Genomic DNA, 20,987 nt, shown 5'->3' with positions numbered 1-20,987 from the left:
CGCAGCCGGCCTACCTGCCGAGCGTGGCCTTTGCCCCGTCGATGGCGTCGAGCAGCCGTTCCTGGTGCTCGAAACCCTCGTCGTCGGCCACAGGGCTCGCCCCGCATTCACGCTGCCGCGCGTGCAGCAGCGTCTCGTCCACCGGAGTCACCGGGAAGGCCAGCGGGTCGAGACCGGGAACCCCCTCCACGTCCTCGACGAGGAGCCACTTGTTCGCCTCGTCGTAGCGGACCACACCGGCGGCGATTCCCCTGGTCCACTGGTCGAAGAGCACGGCCAGGCTGGAGGCGGCACGCACCGACTCCCAGGCGTCCTCACCGACCGGGTAGCGCCAGATCTCGCCCTCGTGCTCGCCTGCGAGGACGAACGTGTAGAGCAGGAAGTCGAAGTGGAACAGCGGTAGCTGCTGCCGCCAGGGGAACGGCGTCCCGATCGACAGTCCGAGGTAATCGAGCGCGTCCCCACCGTCCGGCCACGGCATCCGCCATCCGCCGTTCGGGAGCAACCGCGCGTCGGGCCAGCGCTGCGACTGCAACCAGGCCAGCTGATCAGCGACGTGGTCCACGTCGAAGATCCGGCGCACCCGGTCTGGCGGCGGCCCGGCCGGCGACTCGCCCGCGTCGGGCCAGTCGAGGCCGGCAGCAGTTGCCGCGACGCGGTACTCCCGCACCGCTCCGCGCAGTACGCGCATGTCGTCGAGCATCAGGAGGCTCCTCGGCTCACGGTGCCACGGGCGTCATGCACAGGCTAGCCCCGCCGCCGCTGAGCTTGAAGGCGAAGCTCGGGCCGCCTGCCTCGACCCACGGTTTCACCGGCAGCACGACGAACTTGGTCTTGTCGGTCACCTTGCACTTGCCGTAGAGCGCGTTGATGTCGTTGGCCTGCGGAAGCGACTCGGCGGTCGACACCAGCTTCAGGCTGGCGACCTGGCCGGTCAGGTCGACCGCCTGGTCGGTCGACCAGAACGGGAACTCGTCGCAGGTCTGCCCGGGAACCCGTACGTCGCACGCGTTCGGCTTGAACGCCGCGGTGCCGAACCAGCCGCGGCTGTGGCCCTTGGCGCGCGCCGCCTGCCCACCGACGCTACGGGCCGGGTAGAACCACACCGCCCGGGTCGGCGGCTGCGGATATCCGCCGTCGCCCATGGCGGCCACGATGTGCTTGCCGGTCTCGGTCATGTCGGCGCCCTTGTAGTTCTTGGCCCCGGGTACGTAGACGATGATGTCGTCGTCGCATCCGGCCTTGCCCTGGGTGCCGCGCTGCGCCGTACATGCCTGGTCGATGATCCGCTTGAGGCGCCCGTCCTCCGTGGAGTCCCAGGCGAAGGGCAGGTTGCGCTGGTTCGCCACCAGCTTCGTCGTCTTGATGACCTCGGCGTATACCTTCAGGCTGTTGTACCACTCGCCCTCGTCCAGGCCCCAGTTGTCGAACTGCTCGAAGTCGACGTCGTGCGAGATCGGGTACTCGATGAGCCCGTTGACGCCGATGGTGCCGGGAAAGAGGATGGCGAGCAGCGCGCCCAGCGCGACCCCGAGTCCGAGGCCGCCGAGGCCGACGACCCACCACGAGATGCTGGCGGCGGCAGCCGGGGCGACCGCGGCCGCCGCGGTCGTCTCCGCGACGGGAGCGATGAGCGTCGCGCAGGCGCCGCTGCTCAGGCACCAGGCGATCGGCACCACAGCCCCTTGCAGCAGCAGGGGCCTGGCCTGCGTGTCGTCGATCGACGAGATGACCGGCCCGCGGCCGGAGGGAGCGATGGCGAACAGAGTGCGGGTGAGGTCGTCCGCGCAGTCGACGAGCTTCTCGCCGGACGGTGGCAGGACGGCGTCGAGGCAGCTGGTGTCGGCCGCGCGGTAACAGCCGAGGAAGATCTGCGTGGCGCCGGAGGGCACCGGCACACTGGCACGCGAGCTGGCCGCGATGTAGATGTCACCACCGGCGCCCGCGCATTGCGACGCTTCACTGGCGGTGGTCTGCGTGACCGCCGGTGACAGCTCGTCCACGTGGATCATCGTGGTGAAGTCACCCGCGAGCTCCCGCACCACCGTGCCGTCGGCGCTCAACGCCTCCACCCGGAAGGCGTACGGCGTGTACTCCTCGAGCGGCTCGATCGGAAGCTTGATGATGCTGTCCGCCGTACACGGGCTGGCGACCTTGCCGTTGCCGTCCTCGCAGAGCTGGTCGCGCTCGAAGTGGTCGTAGATCTCGCCGTCGAGGTAGGCGCGGTAGCTCGCCTCGGTGGCCGGGTTCGGGTGCCAGCTGGCCATGGCGCCGCCCTCGTCCGGGTCCAGGGTCAGGCCGGCGTCCACGTCGGGCGGGGGCGGCAGGGCGTCCGTCGTGAACGACGTCGTGGCGGGTGTCTTCGACCTGTTGCCGGCCAGGTCGACGGCGACCACGGAGACCGTGTGGTTGCTCGACGGCTGGAGTCCGGTGATCGAGTACGAGCGGGTGCCGACGGTGGTCCGGTGCGGGCTGCCCCCGTCGACGGTGATCTCGTAGCCGGCGAGGCCGTAGTTGTCGGTCGCCGCACCCCAGGTGACCTTCGCGCCGGTGGCCGTGATCGTGCCGACCGCCAGGTTCGGAACGTTGCTCGGCGGGATCAGGTCCAGCACCGTGATGTCGCGGAGGATCCGTGCGTAGCGGCCGGGTTCGCGCTGGGCACGGCTGCAGACCTTCACCGGACCCAGTCGCGGTGGGCGCATGCTGGTGGTCCAGGAGGCCGACCAGTCCGTGACGCCCGCCGGCGGCGGGCCGTAGGTGAAGCTGGTCGAGGTGGTCTTGTCGACCGAGACGTCCACCATCGTGGCCTGCTTGTGCACGTAGCCGTTGACGGCGATCCTGCCGTTCGCGTCGACCGCGACCTCCGACCCGGCTGCCGGTCCTTCGAGACGGATGGACGCGTGGTTGACGTCGTCCGGCACGGACGGGTCGGCGCATGCCGGAAGTTGCGCCTCGGTGACGACCTGGGCGGATGCCGGCTGGCTGAGCATGCTGAGCGGGAGGAGGATCGCGACGGCGGATGCCGTCACGCGTAAGGACCGACTGAAATAGCGATGGCGTCTGTAGCCTGACATGCCGCCCCGTCTCACTGAGATTGGTCGATGACGAGCGGAGCCTGTCACGGCGATCTATATTCGAGATACTTTGTCGCCTACGCTCGCCGAACGATCCGAGCGCTCGGCAGAATCGATCAGCCGGACCGGGCCAACAACGTGAGGAACGGGTTCCCCCGGACGAGGCGCGACGGTGGTTCGGGCGGCGCCGTCGACAATTCGGCGGCGTAGTCCCGGACCAGCGCCGGCAGCCGGTAGCGGGCCGAACTGTCCCGGGCGACGAGGTGCGCATCGACCAGGCCTTCCATGGCCCGCCGGATCCGTTCGGTGGACTCTCCCAGTTCCGCCGCGGCACGGTCCATCGCCGCCGGAGCCTCCGGGCACGCCGCGAGAAGCTCGAACAGCCGGCCGGCCACCTCGTCCTCCGAGGCGACGACCGCGACGGCGGCGGCAAGGCTCGCTCGTACGGACAGGTCGTCGTAACTCAGCAGATCCAGCTTGCTCCCTCCCGCGGTGAGTTCGCCGACCAGCGCGGCCACCGACATCCCCGGCCACGTCGCCAGCCTCGATCCGGCGACCCGCAGCGCCAGCACCGACCCGGCACAGAGGCCGATCAGCTCGGCTGTCGCGCCCGGATCCGCGGCCAGCCGTTCCGCACCGGCGAGCGCGGCCAGCAGTTCCCGAGCGCCGGGCTCGGCCAACGGCGACAGGGCGACCCGCCGTACACCGTCGAGGTTGCCCAGAGAGCGCCGGGCAACGGCGATCAGGGCAGGACCGGGACTGGCGGGCAGGAGGGGCCGCACCTGGGACGCGCTGGTGACCCCGTCGAGGACCAGCAGAAGCCGGCGTCCGGCGGTGAGCGAGCGCAGGCGCCCGGCGCGCTCGTCGGCACTGTCGGGCATGTCGGCCGGCGCGACGCCGAGCGCGCGCAGCACCCGGGCCAGCAACTCCGCCGGGGTGACCGAGGCCCGGTACGCGACGTCGACGAAGATCTGCCCGTCGGGAAAGTCGCCGGCCACCGCGCGGGCGGCGCGTACGGCAAGCCCGGTCTTGCCGCTTCCCGGCGGGCCTGTGACGACCACGACCGCGGGTGCGCGGCCCGTCGCTGCCGCACTGACCTCTCCCGCTTCCCTGGTGCGGCCGACGAAGGTGACCAGATCCGGTGGCAGCTCTCGCGGCACCATCCGGCCGGTCTCAGCGGCGGGAGCCGGATCGGAGGTCGACGGCGGCGACACCGCGATCACCGGCGGCGGCCGGGTGTACGAGACGTCCGGCGCCCGCTCCAGGATCGCCCGGTGCAGCGCGGCCAGTTCCTCTCCCGGCTCGATGCCGAGGTGCTGGTCCAGCCGGGCGCGCACGTCCCGGTAGGCGGCCAGTGCGGCCGGCACCTCACCGCAGCGGTACAGCGCGAGCATCAGCTGCCCCCACGACCGTTCCCGCAACGGGTGCGCGGCCAGATGCTCACGCAGCCCGGGTAGCAGCTCGGCATGCCGGCCGACCGCGAGGCGGGCGTCGGTGAGCACCTCGAACACCTGAAGCCGCTGCTCCTCCAGGGTCGCCCAGCGGTTGTCGAGCGTGGTGCCGGCCGGCAGGCCCTCGCCCGCTGAGCCCCGCCACAACGCGAGCGCGGCGTCGAGTGCCGGAACGGCGTCGAGCGCATGCCCCCTGACCAGCGCCATGCGGCCGTTCTCCGCCAGACGGTGGAACTCCGTGACATCCAGCTCGTCGGGCTGCGTCCGCAGCTCGTACGCGTTCGGACGCGTCACCAGTCGGTCGCCCAACAGCCGGCGCAGGGCTGCCGCGTGCGAGCGCAGGTTGGCCGTCGCCGACGGCGGCGGAACATCGGCCCAGACCATGGCGGCCAGCCGATCCAAGGGCACCGACCGGTTCGCCGCCAGCGCAAGCCCGGCGAGCACAGCCCGGCGCTTTCCCGGGCCCGGCGCGACGCGGCGGCCGCCCGCCCTCAGCTCGACAGGACCCAGAAGCCGAATGTCCAATTGCATCCCGTCGCTCCCCCGTCGAACTCCGAGGCCGCCCAGAGTAAGCGACCCCGCAGATCAGGACAAGGTATTGCGATAACGACTATCGTGACGAGAATCAATGTGAATGGCGGTGTGTCGACGTAACGGAAACCTCGCAGAAAGCGCTCCTGCACGCTGGCTGGCCGTCGGGTGGCGAGCCGTCAGGTGCCCGCCACCCGCAGCGGCGCGAACAGGGGCGGTGCCGGGTCGGCTGCCCGGATCGCGGCCACGAGCTGCGCCAGCTGCGGATAGTCGCCGCCGGCCGCGCGGAGAAGGTGGTCCGCGTCGGCGTGGTTGCCGAGGTACGACTCGGCGGCCGCCCGCAGAAGGAGCGCGACGGCGCAGAGGTCGGCCGGCTCGGTACCGGGGCGGACGTCGAGAAGCAGCGATCGCGCATCCTCGGGCCGCTGGTTGAGCAGATGCGCCAGGCTCATCGCGATCCGGGCGGAGAACGCGTGCGGCTGTGTCCGGGCGGCGATCCCGGCGAGTTCCGAGATCTCTCGCACCTCCCGGCGTGCCACCGGCGAACCGGTCACCACCGCGGCGTACAGGTACCACAACCCGAACTGGACGCTCAGCATCTGCCCGATGGCCGCGGCCGTCGCGGGATCGGTGCTGCTCGCGCGGGCCAGCGCCGCGAGCCGCTCGGCCTCCTCGACCAGTTCCGCCGACTGCGTGTGTGCCGTGCTCAGTCTCTGCTGGTACGCAGCGAGGGCCAGGAGCGGATCGCTGCCGGCGCGAGCCTGAATCCCGACCCGGTGGACGTCACCCGCCACGCGGGCAACCGCCCGCAGCGCCCTCACCACCTCCTCCTGGTAGTAGCCCGCCCCCAGCCCTTCACGGGCGGCTGCCGGAGCCCGGAGCCAGCGGAGCAGGTTCTGGCCGTCGCTGCGGGTCGCACGCCCCGGAACGAGGTTGGTCAGGGCGAGCAGCGCCCCCACGAACGCTGCGCCGAGCAACGTCAACCGCGTCAAGGCCGTACCGGTGTACCCGGACGCGACGACGAGTGCCGTCGCGGCGGACAGGTTGGCCAGCGGGCCACCGAGATAGAACAGCACCATCCGCAGCGGTAGCGCCGCCGTCGACGGCGAGGGCCGGACCGACACCTCGTTGCGCCAACCGTTGAAGGGCGCGATACGGACCGCGACGACCGGCAGACCCAGCAGCTTCGCCACGACGAGGTGCCCGCACTCGTGCAGGACGAGGTGCAGCCACAACGACACGCAGGTGAGGCCGGCGGCGACGATCGCACCCGTCACGGACTCGGTGACGAGCAGCGCGAACGCCGCCGCCTCCAACGCCAGGAGCAGACACACGGCGACCAGCCGACGGCGGAGCTTCACCGGGAGATGGTACGGCCGGGTGACGAGCATCGCGCCCTCCGGCGTGTCGCACCTGCGCCGCGTCGGCAAATCCCCTCGGCTGATCGGCCCACGTGCCGGACCTCGGAAACCGGATGCGGGACCCCTTCCATGATCAGCACAATGAGGGCGTCCACCGGCGACGGGAGGTGATCGGCGTGCCAGAGAGGCGTTAGTCCCGCGCACCGTGCGCGGGCGGCCGGAGGGCGGTCGTCACATGGCCCGTACCGACGTTCACCGACCCGAGCGGGTGCAGCAGCGGGATCCGTACCTGCGCCGCTGGTTCACCGACATCCACCGACACCACTGGGGCGCCTGCGACCTGGACGAGTTCCTCGCCTCGCCCCAGTGGATCCGCACCCGCTGCTACCGCGAGGTGTCGGCGCAGGCCCCGAACCTCTGCGGCTGCCGGCTCTGCACCTTCCAGGCGTACCGCCGGCTCGGCCGCCGCCAGGAACGCGTCGCCTGGCGTTCGATCCGCCGTCGGCTGCTCGCCGAGCACCGGGGCGGCGGGCGCGATCTCGACGTGCCCCCGATCCGCGGCAAGGCCTGGTAGCCGTGCGCGCGATCAGCGATGAGTTCGCGCGCCCCCACCGGTCTGACCTGGTGCATCCGATCGGATGCGGGAAACCGGCCGACCGCCAGAAGGGACGAGAACCATGACCGTCGCCGACACCACTCCCCCGCCCGTCGCCCGTGGGCTGCACCGCACGTTGTGGGTGCTCCAGGGCTTCCTCGGCGTCTTCCTCATCGTCGCCTCGGCCGGTCCCAAGCTGTTCGGCGAGACGAACGCCGTCCAGACCTTCGAGGACATGGGCGCCGCGCCCTGGTTCCGGTATTTCGTCGGCCTGCTGGAACTGGCCGGTGGCATCGGGCTGCTGGTGCCGCGGCTCGCCGGTCTGGCCGCCGTCGGGCTCGCGCTGCTCATGGTCGGCGCCGCCGTCACCCAGGCGTTCATCCTGGACGGCGGCGCGCTGGTGCTCACACCGGTGCTGCTGTTCGCACTGTTCGTGTTCATCGCGTGGGGCCGCCGGCACTCGATTCGCCGGCTCCTCGAGCGCTGAGCGGGGGGGTGCGCCGGCCGACCCGTCAGGGCGTCCAGCGCACCCCCGGGTTCACCCGCCCGAACCAGTCGAAGACGGCCATGTTGTCCCACCCGTTCCCGGTGCCGTTGATGTCCGCCGGATCCCAGCCGTTGCCGGGGACGGCGTACCAGGTGGGTTCCCAGTAGAAGACCCCGATCGCGCCGGCGTTGCGGGCGGTGTTCTGGACCCAGTCGAACTGCTGGGCCTGCCCGGCCCACGTCGCGCTGATGCCGTCGCAGGTCGCGTCGCCGATGACGTTCGGCTGGCCGTCCGCGTCGTCCCGGGTGAAGGGGTACGCGGTCTCCACGATCACCACCGGCTTCCCGTAGCGGCCGCGCAGGTCGACGATGTTGTTGTAGAGGTTCGCCAGGCTGCCGTGCCACATGCAGTAGTAGGACAGGGCCGTCATGTCCCACTGCACGCCCTGGGCGCGGATGCCGTCGTAGAACCACCGGGCGTTGGCGTTGCTGTCGGCGTTCGCGGTATGGATCATCACCGGGATACCGCCGCCGCAGGCCTTCACCGCGTTGTAGCCCTGTTTCAGCAGGCCGGCCAGCGGGCCGAAGTCGTTGTTGACGACCTTCCCCTCGTTCCACAGCATCCCGACGTTGATCTCGTTGCCGATCTGCACGCTGTCCGGCAGGGTGCCCTGCCCCCGCAGGGCGGCGCAGACGTCGTACGTGAAGGCGTACACGTCGTTGCGCAGCTGGCTGAGGCTGTGCCCGGACCAGGCGGCCGGCTTGTACTGCTTGCCGGGGTCGGCCCAGGTGTCGGAGTAGTGGAAGTCGATCAGCACCTTGAGGCCCTTCGCCTTGGCCGTGCGCGCCTGGGCCAGCACCCTGCTCTTGTTGTTGTAGCCGCTGGCCGGGTTGTTCCAGACGCGCAGCCGGACGTAGTTGAGGCCGACGGACTTGAGGATGTCCAGCGGATCGCGGGCGACCCCGTTGGCGTCGTGGTACTTCGCGCCCAGGTCCAGGCTGCGCTGCAACGACGACACGTCGGCGCCCCGCATGCCGAGAGTGTTCGCGGCGGCGACGGGCGCCGGCGTACCCCCGAATGTGGTGGTGGCGGCGAGGACGACGGCCGTGACGGTCCCGGCCAGGGTCCGGCGGCGGTGGGGTGTGGTCACGAGACTTCCTCTCAGCCGACAGTGCAGGGGGCGCCGTTGAGCGAGAAGCCGGTCGGCGGCGCGTCGCTCGCGCTCCAGCGCCCCTGGAAGCCGAAGGTCGCGGATCCGTTCGGCGCGATGACGCGGTTCCAGTCGGCGTTGCGGGCGGTCACGGCGGCACCGGTCTGGCCGACGGTGGCGTTCCACGCGGTGGTGACCTGCTGGTCACCGGGGAAGCTGAAGGTGACGATCCAGCCGTCGACCGGCGCCGTCCCGGTGTTCTGGACCGTCACCGCGGCGACGAAACCTCCGGGCCACTCGGACTGGTTCCGGTAGGTCACCCGGCAGGTCGAGGGCGGCGGGGGCGGCGGTGTGGTCGTCGTGGGCACGGTGACGGTGTTGGACGCGATCGACACGTTGCCGGCCGCGTCCCGGGCCCGCACGTAGTACAGGGTGCGCAGCGGCGTCGGCGCGGGCAGCGGTGCCGTGTACGTCGTGCCCGGCACGGTGGCGACGAGCGTCGAGGTGTACCAGCCGTCGAACCGGTAGACGTTGTACCCGAGCACGCCGGTGTTGTCGCTCGACGGCGACCAGGACAGCGTGGCGGTCGAGGCGGTCACCTCGCCGACTGTCAGGTTCTGCGGTGCGCTCGGCGGGGTGGTGTCCGGGCCGGTGTCCGTCACCGGCGTGACCACCGTCAGCGCGTCGGTGGCGGGCGAACGGCGGCCGTCGCCGTCGCGGGCGGACACCCGGAACGAGTACTGCCGGCCGGGCTGGATGTAGGTGGTGATCGTGGCGGTGGTGACGTCGCCGAGGCTGACGCCGTACACCACGTCGTCGAACGCCTGGTAGTACGTGATGTCGTACCCGACGACGAGGCAGCAGCCGCGCGTGGCGGCCGTCCAGGTGAGGGTGACCGACGTGCTCCGTACCTGGGTGGCGGTCAGGTTCGTGGGCGCGCTCGGCGGGAACGGCGTGGTGCTGGGCGTGCTCGGCGTCGACGTGGGCGGCGGCGGCGCGGTCCCGGTCGGCTCCGCCGCGAAGGCCGCGGCGCCGCCGGGCGCCGGCGCGACCTGGGGATACGCGGTGCCGGCGCCGGCCGACGGCGCGGCGGTCAGCGCGGTTGCGAGCACCGCCGTGGCCAGCACGCCTGCGGCCGGCAGACCCGGCCGCAGGCGGCGGAACAGCGAGGACGAACAGACGGATGCCATACGTCGACGATGCGGTCAACCCATCGATGATCGCCAACGTATCTCACGACTCGGTCGGCGCGGCGGCCCAGCCGGCTCGCCGCGAGGGCGGAAGTTCCGCCTCATTCGTCGTTTTGCGCCGCTTCTGCCGCTGATCGCCCACAATCGGGAAGACGGGGTGAGTCGCCGCGGAACGGCCACCCGCACGCACGAGAGGCCCAGACGGGAACGGCGATGGCCACCTTCGAGTACCGCTGCCAGCAGGACGGCAACTTCGACGTCACGCTGCCGGTCGGTGCCGCGGGCCCGTCGACGAACTGTCCCCGGTGCGGGAACCCGGCGACGCGGGTGTTCGCCGCGCCCCGGCTGGGCCGCATGCCGGCGGCGCTGCGCGAGGCCATGGACCGGACCGAGCGCAGCGCGGAACAACCGGAGGTGGTCGGGCGGGTACCCGGTCGTCGCCCGGTACGCCGCTCGACGAACCCGGCCCATGCCCGCCTGCCGCGATGGTGACCACGAGAAGGGCTCAACGCCGTGCCTGAACTGCTGTTCCCCCTCGACTCCGCCAAGAGGTTCACCGACCAGGAGAAGGTCGGGCACAACCGCTGGCATCCCGACATCCCGCCCGTGGCGACGGTACGGCCCGGACAGTCCTTCCGCGTGCACTGCCGCGAGTGGTTCGACGGCGCGATTCACAACGACGACTCCGCCGAAGACATCCGGGACGCTCCGCTGACCCGGGTCCACGCCCTCAGCGGCCCGTTCGCAGTCGAGGGCGCAGAGCCGGGCGACCTGCTCATGGTCGACATCCTCGACATGGGCCCGATCCCGCAGGAGTCCGGTCCGCTGGCCGGCCAGGGCTGGGGCTACACAGGCATCTTCCCGACCGGCAACGGCGGCGGCTTCCTGACCGAGCAGTTCCCCGACGCCTACAAGGCGGTCTGGGACTTCACCGGCCGCAAGGCCACCTCCCGGCACATCCCCGGGGTCTCGTTCACCGGGATCTCCCACCCGGGGCTGATGGGCACCGCCCCGTCCGCGTCGCTGCTGGCCACCTGGAACCGGCGGGAGGGTGCGCTGATCGCCACCGCGCCCGACCGGGTGCCGCCCCTGGCCCTGCCCCCCGAGCCGCAGGACGCGATCCTCGGCGGCCTCGCCGGCGCCGACTTCGACCGGGTGGCCGCGGAGGCGGCGCGTACCGCTCCGCCGCGGGAGAACGGCGGGAACCAGGACATCAAGAACTTCACCGTCGGCAGCCGGGTCTTCTACCCGGTGTACCTGCCGGGAGCCAACCTGTCCGTCGGCGACCTGCACTTCTCCCAGGGCGACGGGGAGATCACCTTCTGCGGCGCCATCGAGATGGGCGGCTTCGTCGACCTGCACGTAGACCTGATCAAGAACGGCATGCAGACGTACGGCGTCGCCGAGAACGCGATCTTCATTCCGGGTGACACCCCGCCGCAGTTCAGCCAGTGGCTGGCCTTCTCCGGCATCTCCGTCACCCTCGACGGCGAACAGCGGTACCTCGACTCGCAGCTCGCGTACCAGCGCGCCTGCCTGCACGCCATCGACTACCTGACCCGGTTCGGCTACCAGCCGGAGCAGGCGTACCTGCTGCTCGGCGCCGCACCGATCGAGGGCCGGCTCTCCGGCGTGGTGGACATCCCCAACTCGTGCGCGACCGTCTACCTGCCCACCGAGATCTTCGACTTCGACATCCGCCCCTCGGCCGCCGGTCCGGCCCGGATCGACCCGGGCAACGGCGCCCCGAAGGCCACCATGAGGTGAGCACGTGACAGCGCCACCGTTCCGGCGGGCTGATCAGGAGGTTCGCGCCGCGCGGGGCGCGGGGATGTCGGCGGTACGCCGCATCGCGGCGGCGCGACCGGGCGTGTAGCCGTACTCCCGGGCGAAGGCGGAGATGAACGCGGACGGGCTGGCGTACCCGATCCGGCGGGCGACCTCACCGACCGGCCGGGTCTCCAGCAGCGCCAGCGACGCGCGCAGGCGCAGCTTCGTGCGCCACTGCGAGTACGACATGCCGAACTCGCGGTCGAAGTCGCGTTGCAGCGTCTTGACGCTGACGTGCAGGCGGTCCGCCCACTCGGCGAGCCCTGTGGTGTCACCCGGGTCGCGGGCCAGTGCCGTGGCGACCGCCACCGCGACGCCCGTACCGCCGGGCTGCCGGTCGTCGGGGCCGGATCGGGGAGCGAGCCCGGCCATGACGCGGCTGCGGGCGGCGGGGGCGTCGCGTTCGTCGTACCCCGGGGTGGTCAGTGCCAGGACGAGCCCAGCGGCCTCGGCGTCGATGGCGGCGACGCCGGCCCGCAGCCCGTCGAGGGCGGCGGGCACCTCGCGCAGGCAGATGCGGTACACCGTCTGCCGGTCCGCCGCGTGCACCTCGTGGGTGACGCCCCGGTGCACCCAGAAGACCTCGTCCGGTCCGAGGAAGGTCGTGTGCGGACCGTGGCGGGCGGAGAGCAGACCGTCGGGTGACCAGTAGAACTGGTGCAGGAAGTCCTCGCGGTTCTCGGCGAACGCCAGCCGGGTCACCGACCGGTAGCGCAGTACGAGGATGCCGTCCGGGCGGCCGAGACCGTAGCCGAACTCCTCGCAGCTGACCGGATCCGCCGTGATCGGGCCGGTGACCATCACGCTATGACCTCTCCCCGACATCGGTTGACCTCTGGGCGACATTCCGCCCGCGCGAGTAAGGCTAGCCTAAGCTCTGCAGCCCAGCGGGGCTGCACCTCTGTGTTGAGACCCCGAAGGAACTGGCACATGTCCGTACGACAGCACTGGCGCGTGATCGCCGCCGCCGCGGTGACGCTCGCCGTGGTCACCGGTTGCGGCTCCGACGGCGGCGACTCCGCCGCCGAGTCCGGCGACGCCGCGACCCGCGTCTTCGCCGCCGACAACGGTGAGATCACGATCCCGGCCGACCCCAAGCGCGTCGTCGCCACCGGCTACGCGGTGCCGGTCCTGATCGAGGCGGACGCCGCCCTGGTGGGGATCTCCAGTTGGAAGCGCGGCCTGGCGCTGATGACCGAGGAGGACCGGGCCACCTACGAGCGGCTGCCGAAGGTCGCCGGCGAGGCCGCCGCCGAGACCAACTACGAGGCCGTCGCCGCGGCGAAGCCGGACCTCATCGTGATCGGGGTGCCGAAGCCGGCCCTCGGCAGCCTCGACATGAAGCGGCTGGAGAGCATCGCGCCGGTCGTCGCGATCGGCCCCACCACGCCCGCCGCGTGGCGCGAGCTGTCCCGCCGGCAGTCCGACGCCGCCGGTCGCGGGGCGAACTTCGAGGCGGCCAAGCAGGCGTACGACAAGAAGGCCGCGGAGCTGAAGGACAAGTACGGCACCGCCCTCGCGGGCCTGAGGTTCGGGCACGTGGGCAGCTACGGCGAGATCGCCAAGGGCACCTTCCACCGCGAGTTCGCCGGGTCGTGGGGCACCAACATCGCCCAGGACGCGGGCGTGACCTACTACGGCGAGGTCAAGGAGAAGGGCGGCGGCGGGCTCGACGTCACCGAGTACCCGGCGATTGAGGAGCTGCCGAAGAGCCTCGGCGAGGCCGACGCGATCACGTACACGCTCCAGCCCGACGGCACGCCCGCCGAGGCGGTGCAGCAGGTGCTCGACTCCGCGCTGTGGAAGAACCTGCCGGCGGTCCAGGCGGGCCGGGTGTTCGGGCTGCAGTACACGGAGGCGGCCACGTACGAGTCGGCCCTCAGGACGCTCGACTCGATCGACAAGGCATTCGCGCCGCTGCTGAACCGATGATCGATCGCCACGACCCGGGGGGCCGGGTCGCCGCCCACCACCGCGCAGGCAGTGGGACGGTCCGGATCGGCTACCCGATCGGGGTACGCCGGGTCCGGGTCGTCGCCCGGCGGCGGCTGACCCCGCGCATGCTGCGGCTGACCCTCGGCGGCCCGGCCCTCGCCGGCTTCCACACCTACCAGGCGGACGACCACGTCAAGCTCGTCTTCCCCGACCCGGACGGCACCCGCCGCGACCCCGTCCCGGACGGGCGGGGCATGCTCGACTGGCCGCGCCCGCTGCCGACCACCCGCAAGTACACGGTGCGCCGCCACGATCCCGCCGCCGGCGAGATCGACCTGGACTTCGTGCTGCACGAAGGCGGCGTCGCGTCGGCGTGGGCGGAGGCGGCGGCGGTGGGCGACGAGGTGACGATCGCCGGCCCGCCCGGGGCGAAGGCGTTCCCGCACAGCTACGACCACTACGTCTTCGCCGTCGACGCCACCGCCCTGCCGGCCGTGGCACGCTGGCTGGAGGAGTCGCCGGCCGACGTGTCGGCGCACGTGGTCGCCGAGGTCGACGACCCGGCCGAGCGGGACTATCCGCTGGCCGCGCGCGACGGGGTGGCGGTGGCGTGGCTGGTACGCGGGGCCACCGGGTCCACGCTCGCGCGGCAGGTGACGTCGCTGCGGCTGCCGGCCGGGCGGACGTTCCTCTTCGCCGCCGGCGAGGCCGGCGACATCAAGCCGCTGCGTGCCTGGAGCGCCGGCCGCCTCGACTCGCTGATCACCGGGTACTGGAAGCGCGGAGTCGCCGGGCTTGAAGACTGACCTGTCCCGGCGGGTGGCGTTCCTGCTCGTGTCCGTCGCGCTGCTGGTCGTCGCGGCGGGCGCGAGCATGGCCGTGGGCGCGCGGCCGGTCGCGCCGGTCGAGGTGTGGCGGGCGCTCACCGACTTCGCGGCCACGACCGACCACCTCGTCGTACGCGACATCCGGCTGCCCCGGACGATCCTCGGCGTCTGCGTCGGCGCCGCCCTCGGCGCGGCCGGGGTGTTGATCCAGACGCTGACCCGCAACCCGCTGGCGGAGCCCGGCATCCTCGGCGTGACCGCCGGGGCCGGCTTCGCGATCAACCTGGGCGTGCTGGTTGGCGTCGCCGGGTCGCAAGCGGGCCAGCTCGTGCTCGCGGTGGCCGGATCCGCGCTCGCCGCTGTCGCCGTCTACGCGGTCGGACGGACCTCGCCGCTGCGGCTGGTCCTGGCCGGTGTCGCGCTGAGCTGGGTGCTGATGGGCGTCTCACTCGGCCTGCGACTGGGCTTCCCCGACGTCTTCGACAGGTACCGGTTCTGGTCGGTCGGGGCGCTGGCCGGCGCCGAGCGGACGCCGCTGGTGCTGCCCGTGCTGGTGACTGTGGTCGCCCTGGTCGCCGCGATGGCCGCGACCCGGCCGTTGAACGCGCTCGCCCTCGGCGAGGACGTGGCCCACGCGATCGGCGCTCACGTGACCCGGACCCGGATCACCGTCCTGGTGCTCGTCACGGTGCTCACCGGTGTCGCCACCGCGGTGGCCGGCCCGATCGCGTTCGTCGGGCTGATGGTGCCGCACCTGGCGCGACGGCTCGCAGTCGACTCGATTCCGTGGATCATGGCGTACTCGGTGCTGCTCGGCCCGATCCTGCTGCTCCTCGCGGATGTCGGCTCGCGGGTCCTGCTGCCCACCGGCGAGGTCCCGGTGTCGATCGTCACGGCGTTCCTGGGCGCTCCGGTGCTGATCTGGGCCGTCCGCCGCTACGGGGCGGCGGCGCTGTGAGCACTGTGACGCTGCGGACGGGACGGTTCCTGGTCCAGATCGAACGGCGCACGGCTGTCGTCTCGGCCGGGCTCGTCACGGCAGCGGCGGCGCTCGCCCTGCTGGCCCTGAGCCACGGGCCGCAGTGGGCGACACCGGCCGAGGTGTTCGACGCCCTGTTCCGGGGCGGCGACGCGGGATTCGTGATCCGGGAGTGGCGGCTCCCCCGGGTGGTCGCGGCCCTGATCTTCGGGGCCTCGCTCGGACTGGCCGGGGCGGTCTTCCAGAACCTGACCCGCAACGCGCTGGGCAGCCCCGACGTGATCGGGCTCGACGCGGGCGCGTACACCGGGGCGCTGGTGGCGATCACACTGCTGAACGGCACCGCCGGGCAGCTCGCGGCCGGGTCGGTGGCGGGCGGGCTGCTCGCCGCCGCCCTCATCTACCTGCTGTCGCTGGACTCCGGGCTCAGCGGCGTCCGGCTGGTGGTCATCGGCATCGCCGTCAACGCGATGCTGACCGCGCTGAACTCCTGGATCGTGCTGCGGGCCGAGATCGACGTGGCGCTCGCCGCGACCGGGTGGAACGCCGGCTCGCTCAACGGCGTCGACTGGGCCGAGGTGCGGCTCCCGTTCGTCGTCATCGGTCTGTTCGTCCTGCTGCTCGTCGTGGTCTCGCACGCCATGCACCAGGCGGCGCTGGGCGACGAGATCGCGCGCACCACAGGCGTACGCCTGGGCCGGCTCCGCCTGCTGCTGGTCCTGGCCGGGGTGGGCTGCACCGCGACGGTGACAGCGGTGGCCGGGCCGGTCGTGTTCATCGCGCTCGCCGCGCCCCAGATCGGCCGGCGGCTCGCGCGGGCCGCGGGTGTCCCACTGGTGCCGGCGGCGCTGACCGGCGCGGTGCTGCTGCTGGCCGCCGACCTCGTCGCGCAGATGCTGCTCGCGCCGGTCGCCCTGCCGGTCGGGGTGGTCACCACGGCGATCGGCGGTTGCTATCTGATCTGGCTGCTCGGCATGGAGGTGAAACGGCGGTGACCAGTCGTCTGATCGCGGAGGACGTCACGCTCGGCTACGGCGAGCGGGTGGTGTCGACGGGAGTCAGCCTGGCCGTGCCGGACGGCGCGTTCACGGCGATCGTCGGACCCAACGCATGCGGGAAGTCGACGCTGCTGAAGGCCATGGTCCGGCTGCTCACGCCGGCGTCGGGCGCGGTACGCCTGGACGGCCGGGACGTCGCCGAGCATCGGCCGAAGCCGTTCGCCCGCCAGGTCGGTTTCCTGCCGCAGGGCCTCGTCGCGCCGGAGAACATCGTCGTCCGGCGGCTCGTCGCCCGGGGCCGCTACCCGCACCAGTCCCTGCTCGGCACCGGCACCGCCGCCGACGAGGAGGCCGTCCGGTCGGCCATGGCGGTTGCCGGCGTCACCGACCTGGCCGAGCGGCCCGTCGAGGAACTCTCCGGCGGCCAGCGGCAACGCGTCTGGATCGCCATGGTGCTGGCGCAGGAGACGCCGTACCTGCTGCTGGACGAGCCCACCACGTTCCTGGACATCACGCACCAGTACGAGCTGCTGGCACTGTTCGCGCGGCTGCGCGACGAGGGACGCACGGTCGTCGCGGTGCTGCACGACATCAACCAGGCGTGCCGGTTCGCCGATCACATCGTGGCGATGAAGGCCGGCCGGGTCGTCGCGCAGGGGCCGCCGGCCGACGTGGTGGACGCCGACCTCATGCGGGAGGTCTTCGGTCTGCCCAGCGTGGTGATGCCGAACCCGGTCACCGGCACCCCGATGGTGGTGCCGACCGTGTAGTGGTACGGGAACAGTTGTGCCCGCCTGCTCTCGATTCAGGGCACCTCACTTGCAGGTTCCGCCCTCGTCCTCGGGACCGTCGCCAGACAGCTCCGATCAGACAGCCGCTACAGGCCCGGCAGCGCGTCAGCCAGCCGACAAAGAGCTGAGCCAAACGGATGACGGTTGCGGAGAGCATCCGCGATAGCGTGCCACGGTGATCAGACCGTTTGACTTGTGGGGCCAGCGTGGGTGGCGCGGTCAAGAGGTGGCAGGAGAATCCAACTACAGCAAGGAGATCCGGGCGCTCTTCGGGCGATCCTTCGACCCGGACGGCACCGAGATCACCACCCGGGCCCACCTCATACCCGAGCCGACCAACAAGTACGACCCCAACGCCGTCAAGGTCGTCTGCTCCGGCAACTGCGTCGGCTACCTCCCGAAGGGGGATGCAGCCCGGTACGCACCGGTCCTCACGCAGCTGATCGATCAGGGTTGGACACCTCAGGTCCAAGCCGACGTGTGGGGCATGGAGCGGCCGGACTGGGACAACCCTCGCCGCAGCAGGTTCGTCTGCTCGGTCAGAATCGATCTCGCCGAGCCCCACATGATCGTGCCGACGAACATGCCTCCGCTGGAGCTGCACACGGTTCTCCCCACCGGCCGGTTCGTCCAGGTCACCGGCGAGGAGAAGCACATGGCTCACCTCGCCTCGCTGGTGAGCCCGGCGGGTGAGTCATGGGTCTACGTCACCCTCCACGAGGTCGAAGTCCAGCGAGCCCGCTCCACCCGAACCCTCGTCGAGGTCAGGATCAACGGCGAGGTGGCGGGGACCCTCAGCCCCGTCATGTCGACCGAGACGCTGCCGGTGCTTACGCACCTTCGAGGCATGGGGCTGATAGTCGCCGCCCGAGCAGTGCTGAAAGGGAACAGGGTCAAGGCCGACGTCGCTGTCAACATGTGCAAGGCAAGCGAACTCTCGAACGCCTGGCTGGAATCGCCTCCGACGGCCAACGGAGTGAAGGCGGCAGCCGAAACCGTGACGACACCCGCACAACCGGCCACACCTGCTCCGCAGTGGCGGTTCGTCACGCCACCAACGTGGCCTTCGCCCCCGCCCGGTTGGGTGCCACCGCAGGGCTGGCGTCCGGACCCGTCTTGGCCCCCAGCACCCGAGGGATGGCAATTCTGGGTCCGGCACGGCTAGCTCCAGACGCTGCAATCTTCAGGGGGGACGTTGGCGACGGCGACGACTTTCGATGACCACGAGCGGTCCCGGTGGGCAGGACGATCAGCGGCGTACGAACGGAGCTTCGCCCCGCTCTGCGCCTTCACCGCAGGCGCTCTCTTGGACGCCGCCGGCGTCGAAGCCGGCAGCAGGGTGCTCGATGTCGGAACCGGACCGGGAACTGTCGCGGCGCTGGCGTGCGGCCGCGATGCACTTGTCACAGCGGTTGATGCCGAGCCCAGCATGGTGGACCTTGCGCGCCGACGGCTTGCTGAGGCCGGGGCGGTGCACCAGGGAGCCCTGCCCGACCTGCCGTTCCCGGATCGGTGCTTCGACGCGGCGGTGGCGAACTTCGTGATGAACCACGTCGGACACCCGGCCGCCGCGCTCCGAGAGCTTCGACGGGTAGTGCGGCCGGGTAGCCGCATCGCCGTGACGATCTGGCCCTACCCGCTGCCACCACTTCAGCAGCTCTGGGGACAGATCTTCGATGCCGCGGGCGGTAGACGTCCGGTCGTGATGCACAAGGTCGACCCGGCTAGGGACTTCCCGCGGACCGCGGAGGGCCTGACGACCCTGCTGGCCGATGTGGGACTCGGCGGCGTGCAATGCGACACCATCACCTGGGTGCATCGCACCGATCCCGAGGACTGGTGGAGCGGTCCGGCCAACGGCATCGGAGCCCTGGGGATGCTGATGGAGAGCCAGCCGCCGGAGATGATCGTTCGCATTCGGGAGACGTACGACAAGCTGACAGCAGCTTATCGAGGCGACGACGGACTCCTCGCACTTCCCACCGCCGCATTGCTGGCATCAGCCGTCGTCGCGTAGCGCTGTCCGGTTCATGGCCTACTCGCCGTGGCACGGTCCGGCCCGACCGTGTAGACCGGTGGGCCGCTCCGGTATGCCAAAGTCGATCCGAGCGGGCCGGGCGGCTCGGGAGAACCGGTACGACGAGAGGACGGGACACCCCATGCAGAAGTCATCCCTGACCGCACTGGCCCGCGAGCAGCTGAAGCTCGCGCACGCCTCCTCCAACGGCCGCAGCAGCTCCACCGTCTACGGCGGTCACGAGCACAGACTCCGACAGACGGTGATCGCGCTGACCGCCGGCCAGATGCTCGGCGAGCACGAGAACCCGGGTGAGGCCACGGTCCACGTCCTGCACGGCCGGGTCCGGCTCGGCGCCGGCGAGACCTCCTGGGACGGCGCGCCCGGCGATCTGCTGATCGTGCCCGACCGTCGGCACACGCTGGAGGCGCTCGAAGACTCCGCTGTGCTGCTCACCGTCGCCAAGCGCTGACCGCCCCGTACCCCCGGCCCGCTGCGGACCGGCGGCGGTCGGTGGCGCGGGACGGACCGTGACGATGCGACGAGGCCGCCGAGCTAGACGGCTTCCGCCAGGTCCGGACGAGTCCGTTCGCCCCATCGGACGACAGCCGGGGCGACCAGGCCGACCGCGACGAAGACGGCACCCATCAGCAGCCAGCCGGGGGCGCCCCACACGATGCAGAGCAGGCCCAGGACGGAAGGGGCGGCGACGTTGGCCAGCCCTGTGCCGAGCCCGGCGACTCCCGTGTACTGGCCTTGCGCGTGCGAGGGTGCGAGCCGGAACTGCACCTCGAGCGAGCCGGCCGTGTGCCACAGCTCGCCCACCGTGTGTGCGGCGACTCCCAGCGTCATCACCGTCACGGCGAGCCATCCGGGCATCGTCGACGTGGCGGCGATCAGGGCCATCCCGACCAGGAACGCCGACCCGGAGCGACGCATGGCCCGGCCGGCGGCCGGGCCGGTGTCGATCCCCCGGCTCGCCCTGACCTGGAGCGCCGCCACGAGGGCGGTGTTGACGAGTACGGCCGCCCCGACGAACCAGCGCGGCGCGTCGGTACGCGAGATGATCCACACCGGCAGCGCGAAGACCAGTACCTGGCCCTGAATGCCCATCACGGCGTCGAGCACGGTGAACGCCAGGTACGGCTTGTCCCTCAGTGCGACCCAGCGTCCGGTCATGTGGGGTACCGCGACGGGCGGCAGTGAGGGCAGCCGGGTGATGACGGCGGCGCACGCCACGAAGCTGACGGCGTTGCCGACGATCAGGGTCAGGTAGGCGGCGCGGGTGTCCAGTTGCACAGCGGCGCCGGCGACGAGGGCCCCGCAGGCTCCGGCGAGGTTGGCGACCGAACGGAGGTAGGCGCGGAACCCGGCCAGGTTCGTGCCGCCGAAGCCGCGCACCAGCGGGCCGCGTGACGCCCCGCCTGCTGATTGGGCGAGCTGGTTGAGGCAGACCAGGACGACGAACGGCCAGAACGTGTGGACGAAGACGAGGGCGGCCGTGGTGGCGGCTCGAACGACCAGGGTCAGCAGGTAGATCTCGCGCGGGCCCCGTCGATCGGCGAGATGCCCCGTCGGGATCCCGGCGAGCATCCCGACGAGTGCCGCGGCGCCCATGCCCAGGGCCACCTGCGCGAGGGGAAGCCCGACCGAGCGGGTGAAGAAGAGCACGGCGCTGGTCATGAAGACGCCGATCCCGACCATGTTGACGAAGGTCGCGACGGCCAGGACGCGGCGAGGGCCGCGTTCGGGGACGAGTCCTCTGGCCACG

20 protein-coding genes are annotated in these 20,987 nt (G+C 71.5%); 12 read left to right on the top strand and 8 right to left on the bottom strand.

Features of this window, described 5'->3' with window-relative positions; translation table 11 throughout:
- Positions 1–10: 10 nt before the first annotated feature.
- The 4 genes from GA0070562_RS28885 to GA0070562_RS28870 form a co-directional block, all read right to left on the bottom strand.
- Entirely contained in the window at positions 11–703 is a 693-nt protein-coding gene (locus GA0070562_RS28885) for a hypothetical protein (RefSeq protein WP_091427879.1), read from the bottom strand.
- A gap of 16 nt (positions 704–719) precedes the next feature.
- Entirely contained in the window at positions 720–3,029 is a 2,310-nt protein-coding gene (locus GA0070562_RS28880) for a fibronectin type III domain-containing protein (protein WP_225853145.1), read from the bottom strand.
- 161 nt (positions 3,030–3,190) lie between these two features.
- Positions 3,191–4,969 (bottom strand): AfsR/SARP family transcriptional regulator, encoded by a 1,779-nt coding sequence (locus GA0070562_RS28875; protein ID WP_254663896.1) that lies wholly within the window; start codon positions 4,967–4,969, stop codon positions 3,191–3,193.
- Between the two features lie 266 nt (positions 4,970–5,235).
- Positions 5,236–6,417 (bottom strand): zinc metalloprotease, encoded by a 1,182-nt coding sequence (locus tag GA0070562_RS28870; RefSeq protein WP_091427970.1) that lies wholly within the window; start codon positions 6,415–6,417, stop codon positions 5,236–5,238.
- A gap of 235 nt (positions 6,418–6,652) precedes the next feature.
- Here GA0070562_RS28870 and GA0070562_RS28865 point away from each other — a divergent pair, with 235 nt between their 5' ends.
- A complete protein-coding gene (locus GA0070562_RS28865; RefSeq protein WP_091427873.1) occupies positions 6,653–6,991 on the top strand; it encodes a hypothetical protein in 339 nt (112 codons plus the stop codon).
- Positions 6,992–7,094: 103 nt separating this feature from the next.
- Entirely contained in the window at positions 7,095–7,499 is a 405-nt protein-coding gene (locus GA0070562_RS28860) for a DoxX family protein (protein WP_091427871.1), read from the top strand.
- Positions 7,500–7,524: 25 nt separating this feature from the next.
- Here GA0070562_RS28860 and GA0070562_RS28855 read toward each other — a convergent pair whose 3' ends face one another.
- Entirely contained in the window at positions 7,525–8,649 is a 1,125-nt protein-coding gene (locus tag GA0070562_RS28855; protein ID WP_091427869.1) for a glycoside hydrolase family 53 protein, read from the bottom strand.
- A gap of 11 nt (positions 8,650–8,660) precedes the next feature.
- Positions 8,661–9,839, bottom strand: a complete 1,179-nt coding sequence (locus GA0070562_RS28850; RefSeq protein WP_091427867.1) for a cellulose binding domain-containing protein — start codon at positions 9,837–9,839, stop codon at positions 8,661–8,663.
- A gap of 213 nt (positions 9,840–10,052) precedes the next feature.
- On the opposite strand from GA0070562_RS28850, the gene GA0070562_RS28845 reads away from it, so the two are divergent.
- A complete protein-coding gene (locus GA0070562_RS28845; RefSeq protein WP_091427865.1) occupies positions 10,053–10,331 on the top strand; it encodes an FmdB family zinc ribbon protein in 279 nt (92 codons plus the stop codon).
- A 21-nt stretch (positions 10,332–10,352) separates the two neighbouring features.
- Complete coding sequence (gene fmdA / locus GA0070562_RS28840; protein ID WP_091427863.1) at positions 10,353–11,606, top strand: formamidase; 1,254 nt, start codon at positions 10,353–10,355, stop codon at positions 11,604–11,606.
- 33 nt (positions 11,607–11,639) lie between these two features.
- Here fmdA and GA0070562_RS28835 read toward each other — a convergent pair whose 3' ends face one another.
- On the bottom strand, positions 11,640–12,470 hold the full coding sequence (locus GA0070562_RS28835; protein ID WP_254663900.1) for a helix-turn-helix domain-containing protein: 831 nt from the start codon (positions 12,468–12,470) through the stop codon (positions 11,640–11,642).
- A gap of 129 nt (positions 12,471–12,599) precedes the next feature.
- Between GA0070562_RS28835 and GA0070562_RS28830 the strand changes: the two genes are divergently transcribed.
- The 8 genes from GA0070562_RS28830 (at position 12,600) to GA0070562_RS28795 (ending at position 19,688) form a co-directional block, all read left to right on the top strand.
- Positions 12,600–13,601 (top strand): ABC transporter substrate-binding protein, encoded by a 1,002-nt coding sequence (locus GA0070562_RS28830; RefSeq protein WP_091427859.1) that lies wholly within the window; start codon positions 12,600–12,602, stop codon positions 13,599–13,601.
- Positions 13,598–14,410, top strand: coding sequence for a siderophore-interacting protein (locus GA0070562_RS28825; protein ID WP_091427856.1), 813 nt, complete (start codon positions 13,598–13,600; stop codon positions 14,408–14,410). Before GA0070562_RS28830 ends, GA0070562_RS28825 begins: the two co-directional genes overlap by 4 nt.
- Positions 14,400–15,389, top strand: coding sequence for a FecCD family ABC transporter permease (locus GA0070562_RS28820; protein WP_244255095.1), 990 nt, complete (start codon positions 14,400–14,402; stop codon positions 15,387–15,389). The genes GA0070562_RS28825 and GA0070562_RS28820 overlap by 11 nt, the downstream gene beginning before the upstream one ends.
- Positions 15,386–16,405: a FecCD family ABC transporter permease gene (locus GA0070562_RS28815; protein WP_175438910.1), complete on the top strand. Its 1,020-nt coding sequence runs from the start codon at positions 15,386–15,388 to the stop codon at positions 16,403–16,405. The genes GA0070562_RS28820 and GA0070562_RS28815 overlap by 4 nt, the downstream gene beginning before the upstream one ends.
- Positions 16,402–17,178 carry an ABC transporter ATP-binding protein gene (locus tag GA0070562_RS28810; protein ID WP_091427854.1) on the top strand — a complete coding sequence of 259 codons (777 nt, stop codon included), beginning with the start codon at positions 16,402–16,404 and terminating at the stop codon, positions 17,176–17,178. Before GA0070562_RS28815 ends, GA0070562_RS28810 begins: the two co-directional genes overlap by 4 nt.
- A 196-nt stretch (positions 17,179–17,374) precedes the next feature.
- Positions 17,375–18,364: an HIRAN domain-containing protein gene (locus GA0070562_RS28805; RefSeq protein ID WP_091427853.1), complete on the top strand. Its 990-nt coding sequence runs from the start codon at positions 17,375–17,377 to the stop codon at positions 18,362–18,364.
- A gap of 141 nt (positions 18,365–18,505) precedes the next feature.
- Positions 18,506–19,216 carry a class I SAM-dependent methyltransferase gene (locus tag GA0070562_RS28800; protein ID WP_208577760.1) on the top strand — a complete coding sequence of 237 codons (711 nt, stop codon included), beginning with the start codon at positions 18,506–18,508 and terminating at the stop codon, positions 19,214–19,216.
- 142 nt (positions 19,217–19,358) lie between these two features.
- Positions 19,359–19,688 carry a cupin domain-containing protein gene (locus GA0070562_RS28795; RefSeq protein WP_091427849.1) on the top strand — a complete coding sequence of 110 codons (330 nt, stop codon included), beginning with the start codon at positions 19,359–19,361 and terminating at the stop codon, positions 19,686–19,688.
- Positions 19,689–19,771: 83 nt separating this feature from the next.
- On the opposite strand, the gene GA0070562_RS28790 is transcribed toward GA0070562_RS28795, so the two are convergent.
- Positions 19,772–20,986, bottom strand: coding sequence for an MFS transporter (locus tag GA0070562_RS28790; protein ID WP_254663895.1), 1,215 nt, complete (start codon positions 20,984–20,986; stop codon positions 19,772–19,774).
- Position 20,987: the final 1 nt, after the last annotated feature.

Source organism: Micromonospora tulbaghiae (assembly GCF_900091605.1).
GTDB classification, from domain to species: domain Bacteria; phylum Actinomycetota; class Actinomycetes; order Mycobacteriales; family Micromonosporaceae; genus Micromonospora; species Micromonospora tulbaghiae.
Note: the sequence above shows the minus strand (reverse complement) of the source record. Positions and strands in the feature narration are given on the sequence as shown.